The 18,064-nt window shown below is 47.1% G+C and carries 19 protein-coding genes; 14 read left to right on the top strand and 5 right to left on the bottom strand.

The features are described from left to right. The first annotated feature begins 22 nt into the window (after positions 1–22). The 5 genes from QUA16_RS24375 to QUA16_RS24355 all read left to right on the top strand — a co-directional run bounded on the left by QUA16_RS24375 (position 23) and on the right by QUA16_RS24355 (position 4,946). Positions 23–793 carry a calcium-binding protein gene (locus QUA16_RS24375; protein ID WP_333106374.1) on the top strand — a complete coding sequence of 257 codons (771 nt, stop codon included), beginning with the start codon at positions 23–25 and terminating at the stop codon, positions 791–793. 293 nt (positions 794–1,086) lie between these two features. Continuing rightward, positions 1,087–2,031 carry a tRNA pseudouridine(55) synthase TruB gene (gene truB / locus QUA16_RS24370; RefSeq protein ID WP_333106375.1) on the top strand — a complete coding sequence of 315 codons (945 nt, stop codon included), beginning with the start codon at positions 1,087–1,089 and terminating at the stop codon, positions 2,029–2,031. 149 nt (positions 2,032–2,180) lie between these two features. Next, positions 2,181–2,411, top strand: a complete 231-nt coding sequence (yidD, locus tag QUA16_RS24365) for a membrane protein insertion efficiency factor YidD (RefSeq protein ID WP_333106376.1) — start codon at positions 2,181–2,183, stop codon at positions 2,409–2,411. Between the two features lie 216 nt (positions 2,412–2,627). Beyond that, a complete protein-coding gene (locus QUA16_RS24360) occupies positions 2,628–3,842 on the top strand; it encodes a response regulator (protein ID WP_333106377.1) in 1,215 nt (404 codons plus the stop codon). A gap of 105 nt (positions 3,843–3,947) precedes the next feature. Continuing rightward, complete coding sequence (locus QUA16_RS24355; protein ID WP_333106378.1) at positions 3,948–4,946, top strand: glycosyltransferase; 999 nt, start codon at positions 3,948–3,950, stop codon at positions 4,944–4,946. A gap of 51 nt (positions 4,947–4,997) precedes the next feature. Here QUA16_RS24355 and QUA16_RS24350 read toward each other — a convergent pair whose 3' ends face one another. The 5 genes from QUA16_RS24350 to QUA16_RS24330 form a co-directional block, all read right to left on the bottom strand. Beyond that, entirely contained in the window at positions 4,998–5,201 is a 204-nt protein-coding gene (locus QUA16_RS24350) for a hypothetical protein (protein ID WP_333181387.1), read from the bottom strand. A gap of 54 nt (positions 5,202–5,255) precedes the next feature. After that, positions 5,256–5,828 carry a Uma2 family endonuclease gene (locus QUA16_RS24345; protein WP_333106389.1) on the bottom strand — a complete coding sequence of 191 codons (573 nt, stop codon included), beginning with the start codon at positions 5,826–5,828 and terminating at the stop codon, positions 5,256–5,258. 326 nt (positions 5,829–6,154) lie between these two features. Beyond that, the gene (locus tag QUA16_RS24340) at positions 6,155–6,484 is read right to left on the bottom strand and encodes an iron-sulfur cluster assembly accessory protein (protein WP_333106379.1); all 330 of its coding nucleotides are present in this window, start codon (positions 6,482–6,484) and stop codon (positions 6,155–6,157) included. A gap of 144 nt (positions 6,485–6,628) precedes the next feature. Next, positions 6,629–7,048: a phosphomannose isomerase type II C-terminal cupin domain gene (locus tag QUA16_RS24335; protein ID WP_333106380.1), complete on the bottom strand. Its 420-nt coding sequence runs from the start codon at positions 7,046–7,048 to the stop codon at positions 6,629–6,631. A gap of 383 nt (positions 7,049–7,431) precedes the next feature. Further along, entirely contained in the window at positions 7,432–8,430 is a 999-nt protein-coding gene (locus tag QUA16_RS24330) for a Fic family protein (RefSeq protein WP_333106381.1), read from the bottom strand. Between the two features lie 342 nt (positions 8,431–8,772). On the opposite strand from QUA16_RS24330, the gene gltB reads away from it, so the two are divergent. From gltB to QUA16_RS24285, 9 genes are all read left to right on the top strand, one after another. Then, the gene (gltB, locus tag QUA16_RS24325) at positions 8,773–13,359 is read left to right on the top strand and encodes a glutamate synthase large subunit (protein WP_333106382.1); all 4,587 of its coding nucleotides are present in this window, start codon (positions 8,773–8,775) and stop codon (positions 13,357–13,359) included. A gap of 95 nt (positions 13,360–13,454) precedes the next feature. Further along, entirely contained in the window at positions 13,455–14,837 is a 1,383-nt protein-coding gene (locus QUA16_RS24320) for a GTPase (protein ID WP_333106383.1), read from the top strand. A gap of 11 nt (positions 14,838–14,848) precedes the next feature. Beyond that, positions 14,849–15,136 carry a DUF433 domain-containing protein gene (locus QUA16_RS24315; RefSeq protein WP_333106384.1) on the top strand — a complete coding sequence of 96 codons (288 nt, stop codon included), beginning with the start codon at positions 14,849–14,851 and terminating at the stop codon, positions 15,134–15,136. Beyond that, the gene (locus QUA16_RS24310) at positions 15,133–15,381 is read left to right on the top strand and encodes a DUF4926 domain-containing protein (RefSeq protein WP_333106385.1); all 249 of its coding nucleotides are present in this window, start codon (positions 15,133–15,135) and stop codon (positions 15,379–15,381) included. Before QUA16_RS24315 ends, QUA16_RS24310 begins: the two co-directional genes overlap by 4 nt. Positions 15,382–15,525: 144 nt before the next feature. Further along, positions 15,526–15,810 (top strand): DUF2281 domain-containing protein, encoded by a 285-nt coding sequence (locus tag QUA16_RS24305; protein ID WP_228049972.1) that lies wholly within the window; start codon positions 15,526–15,528, stop codon positions 15,808–15,810. Further along, complete coding sequence (locus QUA16_RS24300; RefSeq protein ID WP_333106386.1) at positions 15,800–16,174, top strand: type II toxin-antitoxin system RelE/ParE family toxin; 375 nt, start codon at positions 15,800–15,802, stop codon at positions 16,172–16,174. The genes QUA16_RS24305 and QUA16_RS24300 overlap by 11 nt, the downstream gene beginning before the upstream one ends. Continuing rightward, a complete protein-coding gene (locus QUA16_RS24295; protein WP_333181389.1) occupies positions 16,138–16,419 on the top strand; it encodes a DUF4926 domain-containing protein in 282 nt (93 codons plus the stop codon). The genes QUA16_RS24300 and QUA16_RS24295 overlap by 37 nt, the downstream gene beginning before the upstream one ends. 134 nt (positions 16,420–16,553) lie before the next feature. Further along, positions 16,554–17,123: a hypothetical protein gene (locus tag QUA16_RS24290; protein ID WP_333106387.1), complete on the top strand. Its 570-nt coding sequence runs from the start codon at positions 16,554–16,556 to the stop codon at positions 17,121–17,123. Next, positions 17,120–17,509 carry a hypothetical protein gene (locus QUA16_RS24285; protein WP_333106388.1) on the top strand — a complete coding sequence of 130 codons (390 nt, stop codon included), beginning with the start codon at positions 17,120–17,122 and terminating at the stop codon, positions 17,507–17,509. The genes QUA16_RS24290 and QUA16_RS24285 overlap by 4 nt, the downstream gene beginning before the upstream one ends. The last annotated feature ends 555 nt before the right edge of the window (positions 17,510–18,064 follow it).

Raw genomic sequence — 18,064 nt, 5'->3', positions numbered from 1 at the left:
ATTTCTACCCATCTTCAGAATCATGCCACCAGCAGTGCCAATTCGACCAATTCCCGTCACAACCCCAACCCCCAGCGGCGGTACCAGTCCCGGAGGGGCACCTGGCGGTACCAGTCCCGGAGGGGCACCTGGTGGCACTCGCGGCACCAGCGGCCCCGACTCCCTCAGAGGTACTGCGGGCGCTAACTTGATATTTGGTTTGGGTGGCCCTGACAGCATTTTTGGCTTAGGCGGAGACGATTCCCTCTACGGCGGCGACGGCGATGACTCACTGCTGGGCGACGTTGGCAATGATTTGCTGTTCGGCGGTGCAGGGCGTGACAGCGTTTTGGGCGGCGCCGGCGACGATACTTTCTACGGCGGCAAAGGTACTGACTCAATGCTGGGCGACGAGGGTAATGATTTGCTGTTTGGCAACCAAGACACCGATACTTTGTTGGGCGGCGCGGGTAATGACACGTTTTTTGGGGGTGCCGGCGATGACTCGCTGTTTGGTGGCATCGGCGATGACTGTTTATCGGGCGATCGCGGCAGAGATACTTTAACTGGCGGCGCCGGAAACGATACTTTTGCGATCGGGCGATTGGCAGACGGGGACGTGATTACAGATTTTACTGATGGTACCGATCGGATTCGCTTGGCTGCCGGTCTTACTTTTGGCGAACTCACCATTTCCGCTGGAACCGGAACTTCGCCCAGTACAATTATTCAGCTTACAAGCACCAAGGAAACTCTGGCTACTTTATTCGGAGTTACCCGCACTTCAATCACTCAGGCAGACTTTATTCTTTAATTGGGAATTGTTGACGGTTGACGGTTGACTGTTGACTGTTGACGGTTGACGGTTGACTGTTGACGGTTGACGGTTGACTGTTGACTGATACAAAATCCGGGTTTGCTAACCATTTTATGAGACTCGGTGCTTGAAACCGCTTTTGACCTAAAACTAGACAAACGAAGTCTGCCTCCGCAAACTAAGATAGAGAAAGTTATTTAAGCAGGATTGGGTATGACAAATAACCAATAATAAATAACAAATAACAAATAACAACTGACTACTGACTACTGACTACTGACTACTGACTAATGACTACTGACGGTTTTCTCAATCTCAACAAACCTGCGGGCATGACATCTCACGACTGCGTGGGGCGAGTGCGCCGGCTATTGAAACTCAAGCGAGTCGGACACGGAGGAACCCTAGATCCTGCTGTGACTGGCGTTTTGCCGATCGCCCTGGGCAAAGCAACCAGACTGCTGCAATTTCTCCAACACAATAAAGCTTACCGAGGCACAATTCGCTTTGGCTTAACTACTGCTACTGACGATTTAGAAGGAGAAATTATCCATTCTCGACCGGTGCCGGAGTTGAGTTTGGAACAAGTGCAAGCTGCACTCCCAAAATTCCTAGGACAAATCGAGCAATTTCCGCCGAGTTTTAGTGCGGTTCAGGTGGGAGGAAAACGCCTTTATGAGTTAGCTAGAAAAGGCGAAACTGTCGAAGTTGCTGCTAGAAATGTTGAGGTTTTTCGGCTGGAAATCTTGGATTGGCGGCCGGGGGATTTTCCTGAATTGGATTTGTCGATCGCCTGCGGGGCGGGTACTTACATTCGGGCGATCGCGCGGGATTTGGGCGCTGTGTTGAATACAGGCGGTACTTTGGCTTGTTTGACTCGCACCGAAAGTAGCGGTTTCTCGATCGAGGAAAGTCTCAGTTTTGAAGAATTGGAACTGCAATTGCAGGAGAATAAATTCTGCCCGATTTTGCCATCGGCGGTTTTGGGACATTTAGGGGCGATCGTCCTTTCCCCTGAATATACCAAACGCTGGTTTCAAGGACAGCGCCTCCCGATTCCCGAAACGCCGATCATCGGGCCCTATGAGGAAAGTAGCAACCATCCCCCGCACAACCCAATACCCCAACCTCCCTATGCCTTGCAGGTTTACGATGGAGACGGTAATTTTTTAGGTATCGGTCAAGTAGCGAACTCAGAGACAAGTACCATATTATCTCCTCAAATTGTGCTTTAAGTATCTAAAATAAAGATGAAAAAAGGTATAATTGGTACAGGAAAAGTTGGCGGAACTCTAACCGCTGGGAATCCCCTAGATTCACCTAGCTTACAGCGGTACGGGACGAGATTGACCTATTAATCTAATCAATCGCTGAGGTAAAAATTGTGAAAATATTGCTGATCGGATTAATCCGAGGCTACAAAATGGGGATTTCTCCTTACCTGCCTAACGCCTGTAGATTTCAGCCAACTTGTTCGCAATACGCGATCGAAGCAATAGAAAGATTTGGGCCCGCCCGCGGCAGCTCAATGGCAGTTAAGCGGATTTTGCGCTGTCATCCTTTTCATCCAGGGGGTTACGATCCAGTACCTCCCACAGAGACCGAGGGCGATTAGTTATTAGTCAAAAATAGTATTTTATTTATTAGTTAATAGTGCAAATAGGCGTTGCATCCTCATGGCTAAAACTACCGAGGGGAATCACTCCCTACGAGGGTTAAAGTCGCACAATTAGTGGTGTTTCTTAACCCAAATTCAGTAATATTACTGTTATCTTTTAAAACTCAGCAGCTCTATAATGGTACAAACAGAGTACAGGGGATGCGAGTTGATATGTCTGCTACCGCAATCGGATACAAAATGTTGTCCCATACTCTGGCTGTACTCAGCCAGAAACAAGCAACGGGGAAACTGGTGTTAGAGCAAGGGGAACAACAGTGGCAACTTTACTTTTTTCAGGGTAGTTTGGTTTATGGCACAGGAGGAGCGCACAGAGCGAGGCGCTGGTATAGGGCGATCGGGCAACACTGTCGAAACTTTCAAGTCGATCTCAGAGACCTAGATGCTGGAGAACTGTGGGAATATCAACTGCTTCAGCGAGGGGTAGCAGCCAGCGAAATGAGTCTGGAACAAGCTAGGGCGATCGTCCACACCAGCCTTTCGGAAGTGTTATTTGCTCTGATCGGTCAATCGGGTTTGCGCCGGGAGTGGCGTCCGTCCCAGAAATATTTTTCTACCATTACCTCTTCTTTGCTGCTGTCTTTAACAGAAGTAGAGAAAATTCTGTGCTGTACAGAAGAAATTTGGCAGAAGTGGAAAGCAATGGGTTTGTGGCTGGTAGATCCAGAACAAGCACCACTTTTAAAACCGTCGGCCCATTTACAGGAAAATCGATTTAGTTCTAATTCTTTGATCGCATTAGCTAACGTATTCAACGGCGAGAATACTCTTTGGGATATTGCATTTAAGAAAAAGCAGTGCGTGACAGTGGCAACTCGCGCTTTAGTTAATTACATCAAGCAGGGTTTAGTAAATTTCCGAACAGTACCAGACTTGCCGTCGCCTATAGAACAGTGGCGCCTTGCCGCGGCGATCGCAGGGCCGGGTCGCCCTTTGATTGCTTGTATCGATGACAGTCCGACAGTATGCGAATTTTTAGAGCAAATTTTATTGCCGGCGGGGTATCGAGTTCTAAAAATTCAAGACCCGATGCAGGGAGTGGGCATCATCTCCAAACAGAAGCCTGCTTTAATTTTTATGGACGTGGTGATGCCGAAGACAAGCGGCTTTGCTTTGTGCAATTTTTTGCGAAAGACACCTGCTTTTCGCGAAACTCCGATCGTGTTTTTGACCGGTCAAGACAGTATAATTGACCGCACGCGGGCGAAATTGACCGGTGCTTCCGATTTTTTGAGCAAGCCAGCCAATCCCGAACAGGTGTTGCAAATAGCTGACAAGTATTTGAAGGTAAAAGGCGATCGCCACCCTTCAGCAATTCGCCCCCAAGATATACTTAATCCACGACAACTTACCCTGGCAAATTCTTGAACCCAAATTAATGAACACAACAACCCCTTGCTGAGTGCGTCAGTTCCTGACGCACCCTACGCTCATTGTAAAATAAAGATGCAATCGAATTTAAGATAATTAATTATGAGTAATGTTACGAGCGATCGCACCCCGCAGGTGAGCGTAGTAATTCCAGCTTACAACTGTGCGGATTACGTCGGCCAAGCCGTCGATAGCGTTCTGCACCAAACCTATGCTAACTGGGAAATTATTGTCGTAGACGACGGTTCCAAAGATGATACCAAGTTAGTTTTAGAGAAATATGGCGATCGAATTCGCTACATTTACCAACAAAATCGAGGAGTTTCGATTGCCAGAAATCACGGCATCGAGCTAGCGCGAGGAGAATTTATCGCCTTTCTCGATGCTGACGACTACTTTTTTCCCGACAAATTAGCAGCACAAATGGCTGTATTTGCAGCGCGACCAAATCTAGGAATAGTTCACAGCGGCTGGCGTCTAGTTAATAGTATAGGCGAACCGCTAAAAGATGTAAAACCCTGGCAAAATGTCCCTAAATTAGACTTAGAAATGTGGCTGCGGTGGAAACCAGTATTACCTAGCGCGATGGTATTTCGCCGTCAGTGGTTAGAGCGCGCCGGCGGATTTGATCCTCGATTTCCCCCAGCGGAAGATACAGATTTAGTGCTGCGTTTAGCCTTAATGGGATGCGAAGCAGAGTGGTTGCAGCAAGTAACTGTTTGCTACCGCCAGCACGAACAAAGCGCCATGTACAAAGGTTTACCGCAGGCTAAATCCCTCGCCGCAGTGATGGACAATTTTTTTGCCCGCCCCGAGTTGCCGGATAAAATACGTTTGTTGGAAAAGCAAATCAAGTACAGTACCTTAGTTTGGATTGCTTGGTATTTGTACCGCACCGGTCATTCTGTTGAGATGGTAGAGTTTTTGCAGCGTTCTTGGAATTATACGCCTTATTTGCCTGTGGAAACAGTAATTAATTGGGCGGAAGCTTTCGCCGAGTTTTCGCAGGATGGGGGGAATGAATTCGATGCAGATTTATTAGCTCAATCTCCTGAGTGGCAGCAGTTAATGCAGTGGACTATTCTCGGTACGACAGCTTGATTGAAAGCTTTTCCATTGCACTCATCTCGTTTACGGTTGGATAGGAATTATTTAACCGCAGAGAGCGCAGAGGACACAGAGGAAGAGAAGAGAGGCTTTTCGCATTGGGAGCATCTCATATTTGTAAAAATACTTCTTCTGGCTCCTTCCTTCTTCTGGCTCCTTCCTTCTTCCTCTTTCCTTCTTCCTCTTTCCTTCTGCCTCCTGCCTCCTGCCTCCTGCCTCAAAACTCCAATTTCTAGCGGAGGGCTGCAAAGGTGAGATGCTCCCTTTCGCATTTCTGGCTATGTAAAACCTGCATAAACTTTATTAGGCTTCAGTTTGAGTTTCTGCTTCAGTAAAAATTGGCGGCCACAGTTCAGCAATTGGCAATTCCCAACCAGGGAAAAGTTCGGGGACAGTCAAAATATCTTCATTTCCCAACACAATCGGTTCACCTTCCTGACGATAAACTGTTACAGTTTCTTCATCGGGATCGATCAAAATTCCTACTTGCGCTCCGAGTTCTAGTAAATTATGAATCTTTTTTTCTAGCGGTTTAATGCGATCGCTCTGTGATTTAATTTCTACTACCAAGTCTGGGACTAATTCTCCGAAATAACGGGGACTTTGCCTGAGACGTGCGGCGCGGACAAAAGAAACATCAGGGGCTGTGAGGTTAGCATCAGGTAAAATAAAGCCCCCTGCAGAGTCAAAAACTCGACCCAAACGGCGGGGATTCACCCAAACGAAGAGAAAGGCACTCAAGCGAATGCCAATTTCACTAGATACAATGTCTGACGGGCCCACAATGATAATCTTCCCGCTTTCTAGTTCAACTTGGTAGTCTTGACCGGCTTCTTTGAAGGTTTTTTGGACTTTTTCTAAGTCTTTGAGTGTCATCATACGATTTTAGATTTTAGATTTTAGATTTTAGATTTTAGATTTTAGATTTTAGATTTTATAATTATCTGCAACTGACGCACTCTAAATCATATTGGTTATTGCTTATTTGGTCAGGTGCGTCAATCTATTTTAGATTTTAGAATTGAAGGATTCTCTGCAACTGACCAAGAATTTCAAAGGTGGTACCCGCCACGTGATTTATCCGTGGAATCAATCCCAAATCGCAAATCGCAAATCCTCAAGCCCCCGCATTTATCTCGCGCAAGTCAATCTAAAATCTAAAATCTAAAATCTAAAATCGATTGACGCACCCTACAGGTTGGTTATTCCTTAGCAGAAAAGGAGTTGCCGCAGCTACAGCTTTGGGCGGCATTGGGATTGTGAAATCGGAAACCTCCGCCCATCAAGTCTTCTGAATAATCCAAGGTGAGCTCATTGAGATATTTTAAGTGCTGGGGGTCGATCGCAACGGCAATTCCCTCCGACTCGCATACAGCGTCTTGTGGGGCTGGCGCATCGTCAAATGCCATTGTGTAAGACAAACCGGAGCAGCCGCTCGATTCCACGCCCAGACGAAATAAAGCATTGGGGTTCGGATGCTTCGACTTGAGGCGCGTTACTTCTGTTGCTGCTGTTTTGCTCAGATGAATCATTATGAGTAATTGGTAATTGGTAATTGATTATTGGGAAGTAATGTTAAGTTTTGAAAATGTAGAGTGTGCCTAGCCCTCTACCTTACCCGGAGAATGTAGGGTGCGCCGCAGCGCACCTTACCCCTATATCTTTAGCAACTTGAGTTACTTAGCCTTTTCATTACGAGCATAATCGTCTTGAAAGCGGATAATATCATCTTCTCCGAGATATTCGCCATTCTGCACCTCAATTAAAACCAGGGGGATAACTCCCGGATTTTCCAGGCGGTGAGAAGTGCACTGAGGAACGTAGGTAGACTGATTGGTAAACAGAACTTGTTCAGTTTCGCCACAAGTAACTTTTGCAGTACCAGAAACCACAATCCAGTGTTCGCTGCGGTGGTGGTGCATTTGCAGGCTGAGGCGGTGTCCCGACTTAACTTCGATCCGCTTAATTTTATATCCTGGGCCTTCTTCTAGAGTCGTAAATGAGCCCCAAGGCCGCAATTCTGTAGCGGCTACTCCGTTGGGTGCTGCAGGTGCGTGCAGGGTAGATACTTGAGAAATTTCTTGAATCTGAACCATGATTTTCACTCCTTGAGGATTGCTTGCTGAATCCTTTGGTAAACGACGTTGTTTTTTGAGATTAACTAATCTATAGTTAAAACCGAAGCCCACCTGCGGGGACTGGTTAGCCGACTGTAGAGTTTTGCAAGATTTGTGCTCAGCCCGATCGACCTGCCTTAACAACCATAGCAAAAGCACCATAGTAGTTGTCACCTGTTATGGGTTCGATCGCCCCAATCTACATCAAATCTTTATCTGTGGCGGCTGGTTCTTTATTTAATGGGACATCTTGCACGATTTACGGTGGTTTCGGAATGATTTAACCGCAGAGGCCGCAGAGGGCGCAGAGAAAGAGAAGAGAGAGATGAATAATTTTGATAGCAGCGGATTTTTGGTGAATTCTAATCCAGCTTTTGAGACTGCTGTTGCAAAACGGCTAGCATCTCTTGATAGAAAGGCAGCCCTTGACTTTGGCTATCGCTAGCGGTTGCTAGGATTTGCAAGGTTTCGATCAGCGAGTATCGGGCCGCATCTACAATAAGATCGAGGAGGGGATCAATCCCAGAACCCTGCTGCTGTGCTTCTGCGATCGCATCGATGTAGGCAGCACGCACCTGGTTAGAGATAATGACAATGGGATATCCAGCCCGCAACAGCAGGAGATTCATTAATAGCCGTCCCGTCCGTCCGTTACCATCCCGAAATGGATGAATCGACACAAAGCGAAGATGTGCTTCGGCTGCATACTCTAACGGATGTAACGATTTGATTTTATCACTGTTGAGCCATTCGATAAATTCCGGCATCAAACCCGAAAGCAAATAATGAGGCGGATAGAGGTATTCGGTACCGGCGGCTTTGACATCTAACTGCCGATAGCGTCCAGCTTCCTCCGGGGTGTTAGCGAAGCCCTCGAAGAGGATCGCCCTTATAATTAAGTTGTGAATTTGTTTAATTTCCCATTCACCGATCGCGGTGTCCGATCGCGTTAGCATTTCAATATAGTCGATCGCATCTCGATGCCCGATGACTTCTAGGTGTTCGCGCAAAGTTTTGCCACCGACAGTAATGCCGGTTTCGAGGACTAATTCGGTTTCGCGTTGCGTTAAGGTGTTTCCCTCGATCGCATTAGAATGATAAGTGAACCGAACGTCGTAGAGTTTTTTCAATTCTGCAACCACAGTGGGAGAAAGCGGACGAAAGCTATCCAACCAGGCTTTGAGTCGATCGACTTGTTGCAATTTTTCAGAAATACTCATTGCTGATGAGAAGGCAAAATGCTGGTGGAGGATGTCACCCAGGCGCTGAGGATACAGTCGCACTAACAGTGCTATAAACTCATTTCTCAAGAACAGGCAAGATGCCTGTTCCACAGATAGTAAATTTTGTGGGCTGGGCATCTTGCCTGCCCTTGAAAAGCTTATTAACAAGGGTGCAAGATGTGAGTTGGTATCGGAATTACTCATCTCTCTTCTCTTCTCTTCCTCTGCGCTCTCTGCGGCCTCTGCGGTTTAATAATTCATATAATTGAAGAGTCTTTAAGCATAAATCTTTAACCTCCGCGTTCCATAGTTAAGTGATCGGCTTTAACTATTTTTTTACTCGGATCGAATAAGCTGGGATCTTTTGGTAGCTCTACCCAATTGAGTAGATCCACATATAATACATGATACTAGATCGATCGGCATCCCACCATCTACTCTAGATCAACATCTTTTCACCACTTTGAGAGACACATCAAAATGAACAACAACGGACTGCCACAAAAGCAAGGCCTGTACGATCCGCAGTTCGAGCACGACGCTTGCGGAGTCGGATTCATCGTACACATCAAGGGTAACAAATCCCACGAAATCGTCGAGCAGGCACTAACAATCCTATTGAACCTCGACCACCGGGGCGCGTGCGGCTGCGAACCCAACACCGGAGACGGGGCGGGGATTTTGATGCAGGTGCCCCACAAGTTTCTCAAGAAAGTAACGGCGGGCCTAAACATCGAACTTCCCGAAGCCGGCGAGTACGGCGTTGGCGCGATTTACTCGTCGCCAAATCAAACTGAACGCGAAAACGGCAAACGGATTTTTGAGGAAATCGCCGCAGAAGAAGGCCAGGAAGTGCTGGGCTGGCGCGATGTTCCCACCGATAACTCGTCCCTCGGCGACACCGCCAAATCTAGCGAACCCTTCATGCAGCAAGTGTTCCTCCGGCGGGCTGCAGGTATTGACGAGGCGGCTTTCGAGCGGAAACTGTACGTCATCCGCAAACGGGCTCACAACGCCATCCGCAGGACGGAAGTAGACCCCTACTGGTACAATTCCACTCTCTCGTGCCGGACGATCGTCTACAAGGGTATGTTAATGCCGGTGCAAGTCGGCGATTACTATCCCGAACTGCACGACCCCGACATGGAAAGCGCTCTAGCCCTGGTTCACTCGCGCTTCAGCACGAATACTTTTCCGAGCTGGGAACGATCGCACCCTTACCGCTACATCGCCCACAACGGCGAAATTAACACGATGCGTGGCAACATTAACTGGATGCACGCGCGGCAATCGCTGTTCGAGTCGGAACTATTCGGCGATGACTTAAAGAAAATCCCCAATTTAATCAATATCGAAGGCAGCGACTCGACGATTTTTGACAATGCTTTGGAATTGCTGAATTTGGCCGGGCGTTCTTTGCCGCACGCTGTAATGATGATGATTCCCGAACCTTGGACAGCCCACGAGTCCATGAGTGACGAGAAAAAAGCTTTCTACGAATACCATTCTTGCTTGATGGAACCTTGGGACGGCCCAGCTTCGATCGCATTTACCGATGGTACATCGATCGGGGCCGTGCTCGATCGCAACGGTTTGCGCCCTTCCCGCTACTGCGTTACCAAAGACGACTTGGTAATTATGGCATCGGAAGCGGGAGTTTTGCCAATTGCCCCAGAACGAATTGTATCAAAAGGTCGCTTGCAACCAGGGCGGATGTTCCTGGTAAATACCGAGGAAGGCCGCATCGTCTCTGACGAGGAAATTAAAACCAAAATCGCCACAGAACACCCGTACCGCGAGTGGCTCGACAAGCACATGGTCGAAATCGCCAAACTGAAAGATGCGCCTGCCGTAGCAGAATCTCATCCCGAAACATTATTGCAACGGCAAATGGCCTTTGGCTACACCTTTGAAGAACTGCGGTTGCTGTTAGCACCGATGGCAAAAGATGGTGTGGAAGCTGTCGGCGCGATGGGTGCGGATACGCCGCTGGCGGTGCTTTCCAACCGGCCAAAACTGCTTTACGAATACTTCCAGCAGTTGTTTGCTCAAGTTACCAATCCGCCGATCGATTCTATCCGCGAAGAAATTGTAACTTCTGCCGAAACTACGATCGGCGCTGAACGCAATTTGCTCAAACCGGAACCGGAAAGCTGTCATTTGATTGAACTGAAAACGCCAATTCTCAGCAATGAAGAATTAGCTAAGCTCCAACACGTAAATGAGGGCAATTTCAAGTCATTCACCGTGCCGATTTTGTTTGACCCCAAAAGCGGTGTGAAAGGTCTTGAACAAGCCTTAGAAGAGGTTTTTGCAGCAGCAGACAGCGCGATCGCCTCCGGGGTGAATATCCTCATTTTGAGCGATCGGGGTATCAGTCCAGACCAAGCCCCAATTCCGGCGCTGCTGGCAGTTGCGGGCCTGCACCACCACTTGATCCGTAAAGGTACGCGCACGCGGGCGGGACTCGTTCTCGAATCCGGCGAACCGAGGGAAGTGCATCACTTTGCGACACTTATTGGATATGGTTGCGGCGCGATTAATCCGTATTTGGCCTTTGAGACGATCGCCGATTCGATCCGCGAAGGATTGCTGCTAAATGTCGAGTACAAAACAGCTTGCAAAAACTACGTCAAAGCGGCAACTAAAGGTGTGACGAAAGTTGCCTCGAAAATTGGGATTTCCACAATTCAAAGTTATCGCGGCGCGCAGATTTTTGAGGCGATCGGCTTAAACAAATCCGTAGTCGATAAATACTTTGCTTGGACAGCCTCCCGGATTGAAGGCGTAGACCTCGAAGTCATCGCCCAAGAAGCAATTTTACGCCATACCCACGCATTCCCCGATCGCCCATCCAGCGGACATACTCTCGATGTCGGCGGCGAATATCAATGGCGGAAAGAAGGCGAGGCGCATTTGTTTAGCCCGCAGACAATTCACGCGCTGCAAAAGTCGGTGCGCGAGGGCAGTTATACGCTTTTCAAACAGTATTCTGGGCTGGTAAACGAACAAAACCAGCAGCATTTTACCTTGCGCGGTTTGTTGCAATTCAAGCAGCGGGAATCGATACCGATTGAGGAAGTTGAACCGATCGAATCTATTCTCAAACGCTTTAAAACTGGGGCGATGAGTTACGGTTCGATTTCCAAAGAAGCCCACGAATCGCTAGCAGTAGCGATGAACCGCATTGGTGGCAAATCGAACACCGGTGAAGGTGGCGAAGATCCCGATCGCTACACTTGGACGAACGATCGCGGCGACTCGAAAAACAGCGCGATCAAACAAGTTGCTTCCGGGCGTTTCGGCGTTACCAGCTTGTACCTTTCCCAAGCGCGGGAACTGCAAATCAAGATGGCGCAAGGCGCGAAACCCGGTGAAGGCGGACAGTTGCCCGGTAAAAAAGTATACCCGTGGATTGCCAAGGTGCGGAACTCGACTCCGGGTGTGGGTTTGATTTCACCTCCTCCTCACCACGACATTTATTCGATCGAAGATTTGGCAGAATTGATTCACGACTTGAAAAATTCCAACCGGGAAGCGCGGATTAGCGTCAAACTCGTGTCGGAAGTTGGAGTCGGGACGATCGCGGCCGGGGTTGCAAAAGCCCACGCCGATGTCGTGTTGATTTCCGGCTACGACGGCGGAACCGGCGCTTCGCCGCAGACTTCGATCAAACACGCGGGATTACCTTGGGAATTGGGACTGGCTGAAACTCACCAAACTTTGGTTCTCAACAATCTCCGCAGCCGGATTGTCGTGGAAACTGACGGTCAAATGAAAACCGGTCGCGATGTAGTAATTGCTGCACTGCTTGGCGCTGAGGAATTCGGTTTTGCGACCGCGCCGCTGGTGACATTGGGCTGCATCATGATGCGCGTGTGCCACCTGAACACTTGCCCGGTGGGCGTGGCGACGCAAGACCCGCTGCTGCGGAAAAACTTTACCGGCGACCCCGATCACACGGTAAACTTTATGACTTTCATCGCGCAGGAAGTCCGGGAAATTATGGCGCAGTTGGGCTTCCGCACGCTGAATGAAATGGTTGGCCGCACTGATGTTTTGGAACCTCAGCAAGCGGTGGAACACTGGAAGGCTAAGGGTTTGGATTTCTCAAAAATCCTTTATCAGCCGGAGGTTGGCGCGGATGTCGGGCGCTATTGTCAGATGGCGCAGGATCACGGTTTGGAAAAGTCTCTCGACATGACTGTGTTGTTGGATTTGTGCAAAGGTGCGATCGAAAATGGCGAAAAGGTACAGGCCAAACTGCCGATTACCAATGTCAACCGCGTTGTCGGCACAATTCTCGGCAACGAAATCACCAAACGCAACTGGGAAGGTTTGCCGGATGACACGGTGCACCTGCACTTCCAAGGCAGCGCTGGGCAAAGCTTTGGGGCATTCGTGCCCAAGGGAGTCACCCTGGAGCTCGAAGGCGAAGCTAACGACTATTTGGGCAAAGGGCTCAGCGGCGGCAAGATTATCCTGTATCCGTCGCCAGCTTCTACCTTTGTCGCAGAGGAAAACGTGATTGTCGGTAACGTAGTGCTTTACGGCGCGACATCCGGCGAGGTTTTCATCCGAGGGATGGCGGGCGAACGTTTTGGGGTGCGTAACTCCGGCGTTAACGCAGTAGTTGAGGGTGTGGGCGATCACGGTTGCGAGTACATGACTGGCGGCAAAGTTGTAGTTTTGGGTGAAACCGGGCGCAATTTTGCAGCGGGTATGAGTGGCGGTGTGGCTTACATTTTGGATGAGGCGGGGGATTTTGCTACTCGCTGCAATATGTCGATGGTGGATTTGGAAAAATTGGAGGATGTTGAGGAAATTAGCGATTTGCGGCAGTTAATTCAGACTCATTTTGATTTGACTGGAAGTGCGAAGGCATCGAAGGTTCTGGCAAATTGGGACTCGATGGTGCCGGTGTTTGTGAAGGTGATGCCGAGGGATTATAAGCGGGTGTTGCAGGCTATTGAAAGGGCGATCGCATCGGGTTTAAGCGGTGATGATGCGCTGACGGCTGCGTTTGAAGAAAACGCTCGCGATGTCGCCCGGATTGGCGGCAGCTAGGGTTGAACATGAGGAATGGGTAATGGCTGTTACTAACAACCAATTACCTATTCCTCACTAGCGATCGATTACCAACTATCAACTATAAGTTACCCATGCCAGCACAAAGAAATGTCAGGTCACAAAACATCAGTATTGCTGTTGTCGGTCATACAAACACCGGAAAAACCACTCTGATTAGAACTTTGATGAAAACTTCTATTGGAGAAGTTGGAGATTCAGCTAACGTTACAAAAAAAGGGGAATCCTACTTTTTTGAAGGTCTCCAAGCAACATTTATAGATACTCCAGGATTTCAGTATGCCTCTAATTTAATGATGTACCTTGACTCATTGAATGAAAATCCCGACTTCAAGATGTCACAGAGTTGGCAAGAAAAAATGGTCTACGATTTAGACGCAATAGCTTCCATAGAATCCACCGATGTAGTTTTATATGTAGCCAGTCTAACGATTGTACCTGATGATAATTATAAGGAGGAGATTTCACTTATTCTCAAAAAATGTTCAAAAGTTGTAGCGGTTATCAATCAATATAAAAAGGAACTAGCAGCAAGCGATAAAATATCTGTTGACAACAGAGTAACTCAATGGAAAAATCTATTTAAAGAACGCTCAATGGATGTGATTGTTTGTGATGCCCATTGGGATAGTCCTGTCAAAGTAAAGGGGATTTATGACAGTATTCTCAATATACTTGATTCCGAGCAAAAATTGCGTTTTACTGAGGGTTTAAAACGATTTAAGGAGAGAGAGTTAGAAATCAGGAAAGAAGCTTGTAATTTGTTATCGGTTTTTATTATTGAACCCTATCAAGGAAAACCAATCTTGACTCTTCCAAAGGCAGAGTGCAATAATGAGTATAAACGGCAAATAGCCAGGGAAAAAATTGCAGACAAGATCGACAGATCGTTTGCTACATTCCTTCATAATATTACTTATCTCTATAAGGTAGCAGCAGAAAACCCAACTACTCCAAAAGAGCAGTTGTGTCTAGACTTCAAGACAGATCATAACTTGATGAATCGGGTAAGCTTTGGTTCTGGAATGGCAGCAGTTGGAGCAGGTTTTGGTTCTTTTTTGATGGCTATTGTTGGAGCAGGAGTTGTGGGTGTATTGACTGGCGGTACAGGTATTGTAGCTGGAGCAATGACAGGGGCGCAGATAGGAGCATCTGTGGGGGCAATTATAGGTAGCTTTGCTATTTTTTATGAGGATCAGGATACTGTGAATATCAACATTGAAGCAGAGCAAATGAGAACTCTTTTAGTTAAAGGAGTTGCTCTTATATGGGGATTATCAAATAATGGTTATGGACGAGGTAGAGATCTTACAGCTAGTGAGGGTGAGCAGATTGAAAAGCAAGTTTCTCAAATACAAAATTTAGGTTCTCAAATAAACTTAGCTAGGGCTAATAAAAACACTATCATAAAACATTGTGAGAAAATCCTTGACCAGCTTGAAAATGAAATTGAATAATCGCGCAAACTATGAGCACGGTAGCTATAACAACAAAACAGTACATTGAAGAACGGGAAAGTTGCTACCGAATTGTCGGGAAGCGCGTTTCTTTAGATTCAATTGTCTATGCTTTCCTGGCGAAACAATTCCCAGAAAGTATCGTTCAATCATTCCCTGCACTGACGCTAGAAGAAGTTTATGGGGCAATTACTTTTTACTTGGCTAATCGCACAGCCATTGATGCTTATTTATCGGAGGGAGAACAACTTTTTGAAACATTGAGGCAGCAAGCAAGGGAAAGTAACTCACTTTTATGAACTATCAACTTTATTCAGATGTCATCTTGCTGTGCAACCTTCCAGAAGAAGGATTTTATGCCGGCGATATCGGTACAGTTGTAGAACAGCATCACGTTGAGGGACTAGAAACAGGTTATAGCGTTGAGTTCTTCGATTTGTTGGGAAACACTGTAGCAGTTGCGACACTACCTGGAAGTTATTTGCGATCGCCCACAAGTGCAGACAGACCTACAGTTAGACTGGTTAATAGTTTTGCTGCGTAAGTAGAAGCAATTGTGCAATGGATAAACTAACTGAGTATCCCAAACTAATCTAATTGAACTCACCCCTGACTTGCTGTCAAGCCACCCGTTTGATATAATGTTGTTACTAGATTGTAGAAGAGCAATCAAAAAAAAGGGATAATTATGACCGTCGAACAAGCCATTTTGGAAAATGTGAAGGTCTTATCGCCAGACCAACAACAAGAAGTCTTAGCTTTCATCAAATTCTTGCAGTCCGATAAATGGGAAGATATTTATAAAGGACGCTTCAAAGAACTGCAACAAAAAATTCGTCAAAACACTGATATCGATCCCGATGATGACCCCACTGAAACTGTCATCGAAGGGATTCAGCAAGGCTTCCATGAGGCAATTACCGGACAAACTCTCCCTTTGTCTCAACTGTGGGACGGAATCGATGACAACTGATCCGCAACCGATCCAAATTGAACTTACCCCCCGATTTCAACGAGACCTGCGAACTTTAGCCAAACGCTATCGCAACATTCGCAACGACATTCAGCCTGTAATCGAACAACTTCAAGCGGGGGAACTTCCGGGCGATCGCATTCCGGGGATGGAGTACGAAATTTTCAAAGTCAGAATTAAAAACAGTGACATTCAAAAAGGCAAAAGCGCGGGCTACCGTGCTATTTATTACCTCAAAACTAGCGATTCGATCGTTTTGGTGACTATCTATTCTAAATCAGACCTATCAGACATCGCGGCCGAAACAGTTCGAGAAATTCTAGCCCAATACGAGCAACAATTTCCCGAATCAGAAGAATTATAAACTATCAGCTTTATTCAGATGTCATCTTGCTGTGCCACCTTCCAGAAGAAGGACTTGATGCTGGCGATATCGGTACGGTTGTAGAACAGCATCACGTTGAGGGACTAGAAACAGGTTATAGCGTTGAGTTCTTCGATCTGTTGGGAAACACTGTAGCAGTTGCCACGCTACCTGAAAGTTATTTGCGATCGCCCACAAGTGCAGACAGACCTACAGTTAGACTGGTTAATAGTTTTGCTGCCTAAGTAGAGGCAATTGTGCAATCGCGATGATCACCCCAAGTCGAGGAAGGCGATCGTCTACAAATAGTGGCGATCGACTCAAATTGTCGCAACTGAGAGTAAAATTGAATATCTACTTTCCATAGAGCAACGTCGCTTTGAGCCAGATTCAAATCTTAAACTTACAAAGCCTTAGCCAGGGACTCCCTGCAATTACACCTGCCTTTGGAGCGGCGATCGCAGAAGCAGGTGCGATTTGTCTAACCGATGAAGCTCACCAACCAGGAGTAACACTTAAAGTTGAGGGAGAATTTTCTGCCACATTCAAGTTAGATTGGCAGCCAGTCACCGAGCAAACCCGACGATGTTGGAATGACGAAGAATATACTACCGAGCAGGCTGCTTATGGAATCGCATTCCTGTTAATTTTGCAATTAACAAATCTCACAGTCATTGAACGCTCTCGCAAAGGAACTGGATTTGACTATTGGTTAGGAAGTCAAAATTCAGCTACCACACTGCCATTTGAGCGAATGGCTCGGCTAGAGGTTTCTGGAATTCGCAAAGGCAATCAAAGTCAAATCAATACTAGAGTCAAGCTGAAAACTGAACAAACCCGCGCCTCAGAGGCACAAGGCTTGCCAGCGTATATCATTGTAGTAGAGTTCAGCCGACCGATTTCTATTATTAGTGCCAAGCAAAATCCTGAAGGAACCGTACTCCAATGAGCCAGATTGAATCGCTCCACAAACAAGCAATGGATTTAGCCGAAGCAGCGGCAGTCGCCAGCTTAAGAGGTGCGTTGGAGTTGGCTGCACAATTGACGCGCCAAGCCTTTGAACAAGAAACTCAGGCCGCAGCCTTAATCGCTAGCGCCCTTGATGCTGAACCCACTCGTTCTGTGCTTCACCGCAGCGCAGCATCTTTAGCGATCGAATGTGGCGAATTACGAATGGCAGAACGTCTAATTGCAACTGCGTTATCTGGCAATCCCCCGGCAGAGATTGCTGAAGAGCTCAAAGATTTATTCATCCAGATTAACTTGAGCCAATATCTGAAACGTCAAGGAATCCACATCGACATTAAGGAACTGCGAGGACTGGTAAATCAATAGCACTCGTCGAGGGACTAACAACAGGTTATGGCCTTGAGTTCTTCGATTTGTTGGGAAACACTGTAGCAGTTGCCACGCTACCTGGAAGTTATTTGCGATCGCCCACAAGTGCAGACATACCTACAGTCCTGATATTGTCCGAAGGCGATCGCCCCTAAAATATTTACAAAACTAAATCTGGTATGCGCTCTATATCTAGCTGTTAGAATAGATAAACCTGAGCGTTACAATCGCAAATGTATGACAGCAAAAATACTCCTCAGCAACTTGGGTAATTCCTTGGCTTGGCCAATACCGAAATACGGCGATCGCATCGGGTTTAAGCGGTGATCGTGCGCTGACTGCTGCGTTTGAAGAAAATGCTCGCGATGTCGCTCGGATTGGCGGCAGCTAGGGTTATGGGGTAGAATTCTACTCATGTAGCAAGGGGCTGTAAGCCCATTGTCCGAGTTCCTACAAACTATGCAATGGAAGATATTAGGACTTACGCATTGACAAAAAATATCATCTATGTATTCTAGACAATGCCATGACTGAATCGGTTTGCCAAAATAT

Origin of the sequence: Microcoleus sp. S13_C3, assembly GCF_036700905.1 — a bacterium.
Taxonomy (GTDB): domain Bacteria; phylum Cyanobacteriota; class Cyanobacteriia; order Cyanobacteriales; family Microcoleaceae; genus Microcoleus.
The sequence above is the reverse complement of the archived record's forward strand: the minus strand, read 5'-3'. Positions and strand labels throughout refer to the sequence as shown.

Bases quoted from the DNA above. Each gene is read 5' to 3' on its own strand.
- QUA16_RS24340 (WP_333106379.1), bottom strand. From the start codon at position 6,484: ATGATTCATCTGAGCAAAACAGCAGCAACAGAAGTAACGCGCCTCAAG.
- truB (WP_333106375.1), top strand. From the start codon at position 1,087: ATGACTACTGACGGTTTTCTCAATCTCAACAAACCTGCGGGCATGACA.
- QUA16_RS24330 (WP_333106381.1), bottom strand. From the start codon at position 8,430: ATGCCCAGCCCACAAAATTTACTATCTGTGGAACAGGCATCTTGCCTG.
- QUA16_RS24300 (WP_333106386.1), top strand. From the start codon at position 15,800: ATGACAACTGATCCGCAACCGATCCAAATTGAACTTACCCCCCGATTT.
- QUA16_RS24310 (WP_333106385.1), top strand. From the start codon at position 15,133: ATGAACTATCAACTTTATTCAGATGTCATCTTGCTGTGCAACCTTCCA.
- QUA16_RS24320 (WP_333106383.1), top strand. From the start codon at position 13,455: ATGCCAGCACAAAGAAATGTCAGGTCACAAAACATCAGTATTGCTGTT.
- QUA16_RS24360 (WP_333106377.1), top strand. From the start codon at position 2,628: ATGTCTGCTACCGCAATCGGATACAAAATGTTGTCCCATACTCTGGCT.
- QUA16_RS24305 (WP_228049972.1), top strand. From the start codon at position 15,526: ATGACCGTCGAACAAGCCATTTTGGAAAATGTGAAGGTCTTATCGCCA.
- QUA16_RS24345 (WP_333106389.1), bottom strand. From the start codon at position 5,828: ATGACACTCAAAGACTTAGAAAAAGTCCAAAAAACCTTCAAAGAAGCC.
- QUA16_RS24355 (WP_333106378.1), top strand. From the start codon at position 3,948: ATGAGTAATGTTACGAGCGATCGCACCCCGCAGGTGAGCGTAGTAATT.
- QUA16_RS24315 (WP_333106384.1), top strand. From the start codon at position 14,849: ATGAGCACGGTAGCTATAACAACAAAACAGTACATTGAAGAACGGGAA.
- QUA16_RS24375 (WP_333106374.1), top strand. From the start codon at position 23: ATGCCACCAGCAGTGCCAATTCGACCAATTCCCGTCACAACCCCAACC.
- gltB (WP_333106382.1), top strand. From the start codon at position 8,773: ATGAACAACAACGGACTGCCACAAAAGCAAGGCCTGTACGATCCGCAG.
- QUA16_RS24335 (WP_333106380.1), bottom strand. From the start codon at position 7,048: ATGGTTCAGATTCAAGAAATTTCTCAAGTATCTACCCTGCACGCACCT.
- QUA16_RS24285 (WP_333106388.1), top strand. From the start codon at position 17,120: ATGAGCCAGATTGAATCGCTCCACAAACAAGCAATGGATTTAGCCGAA.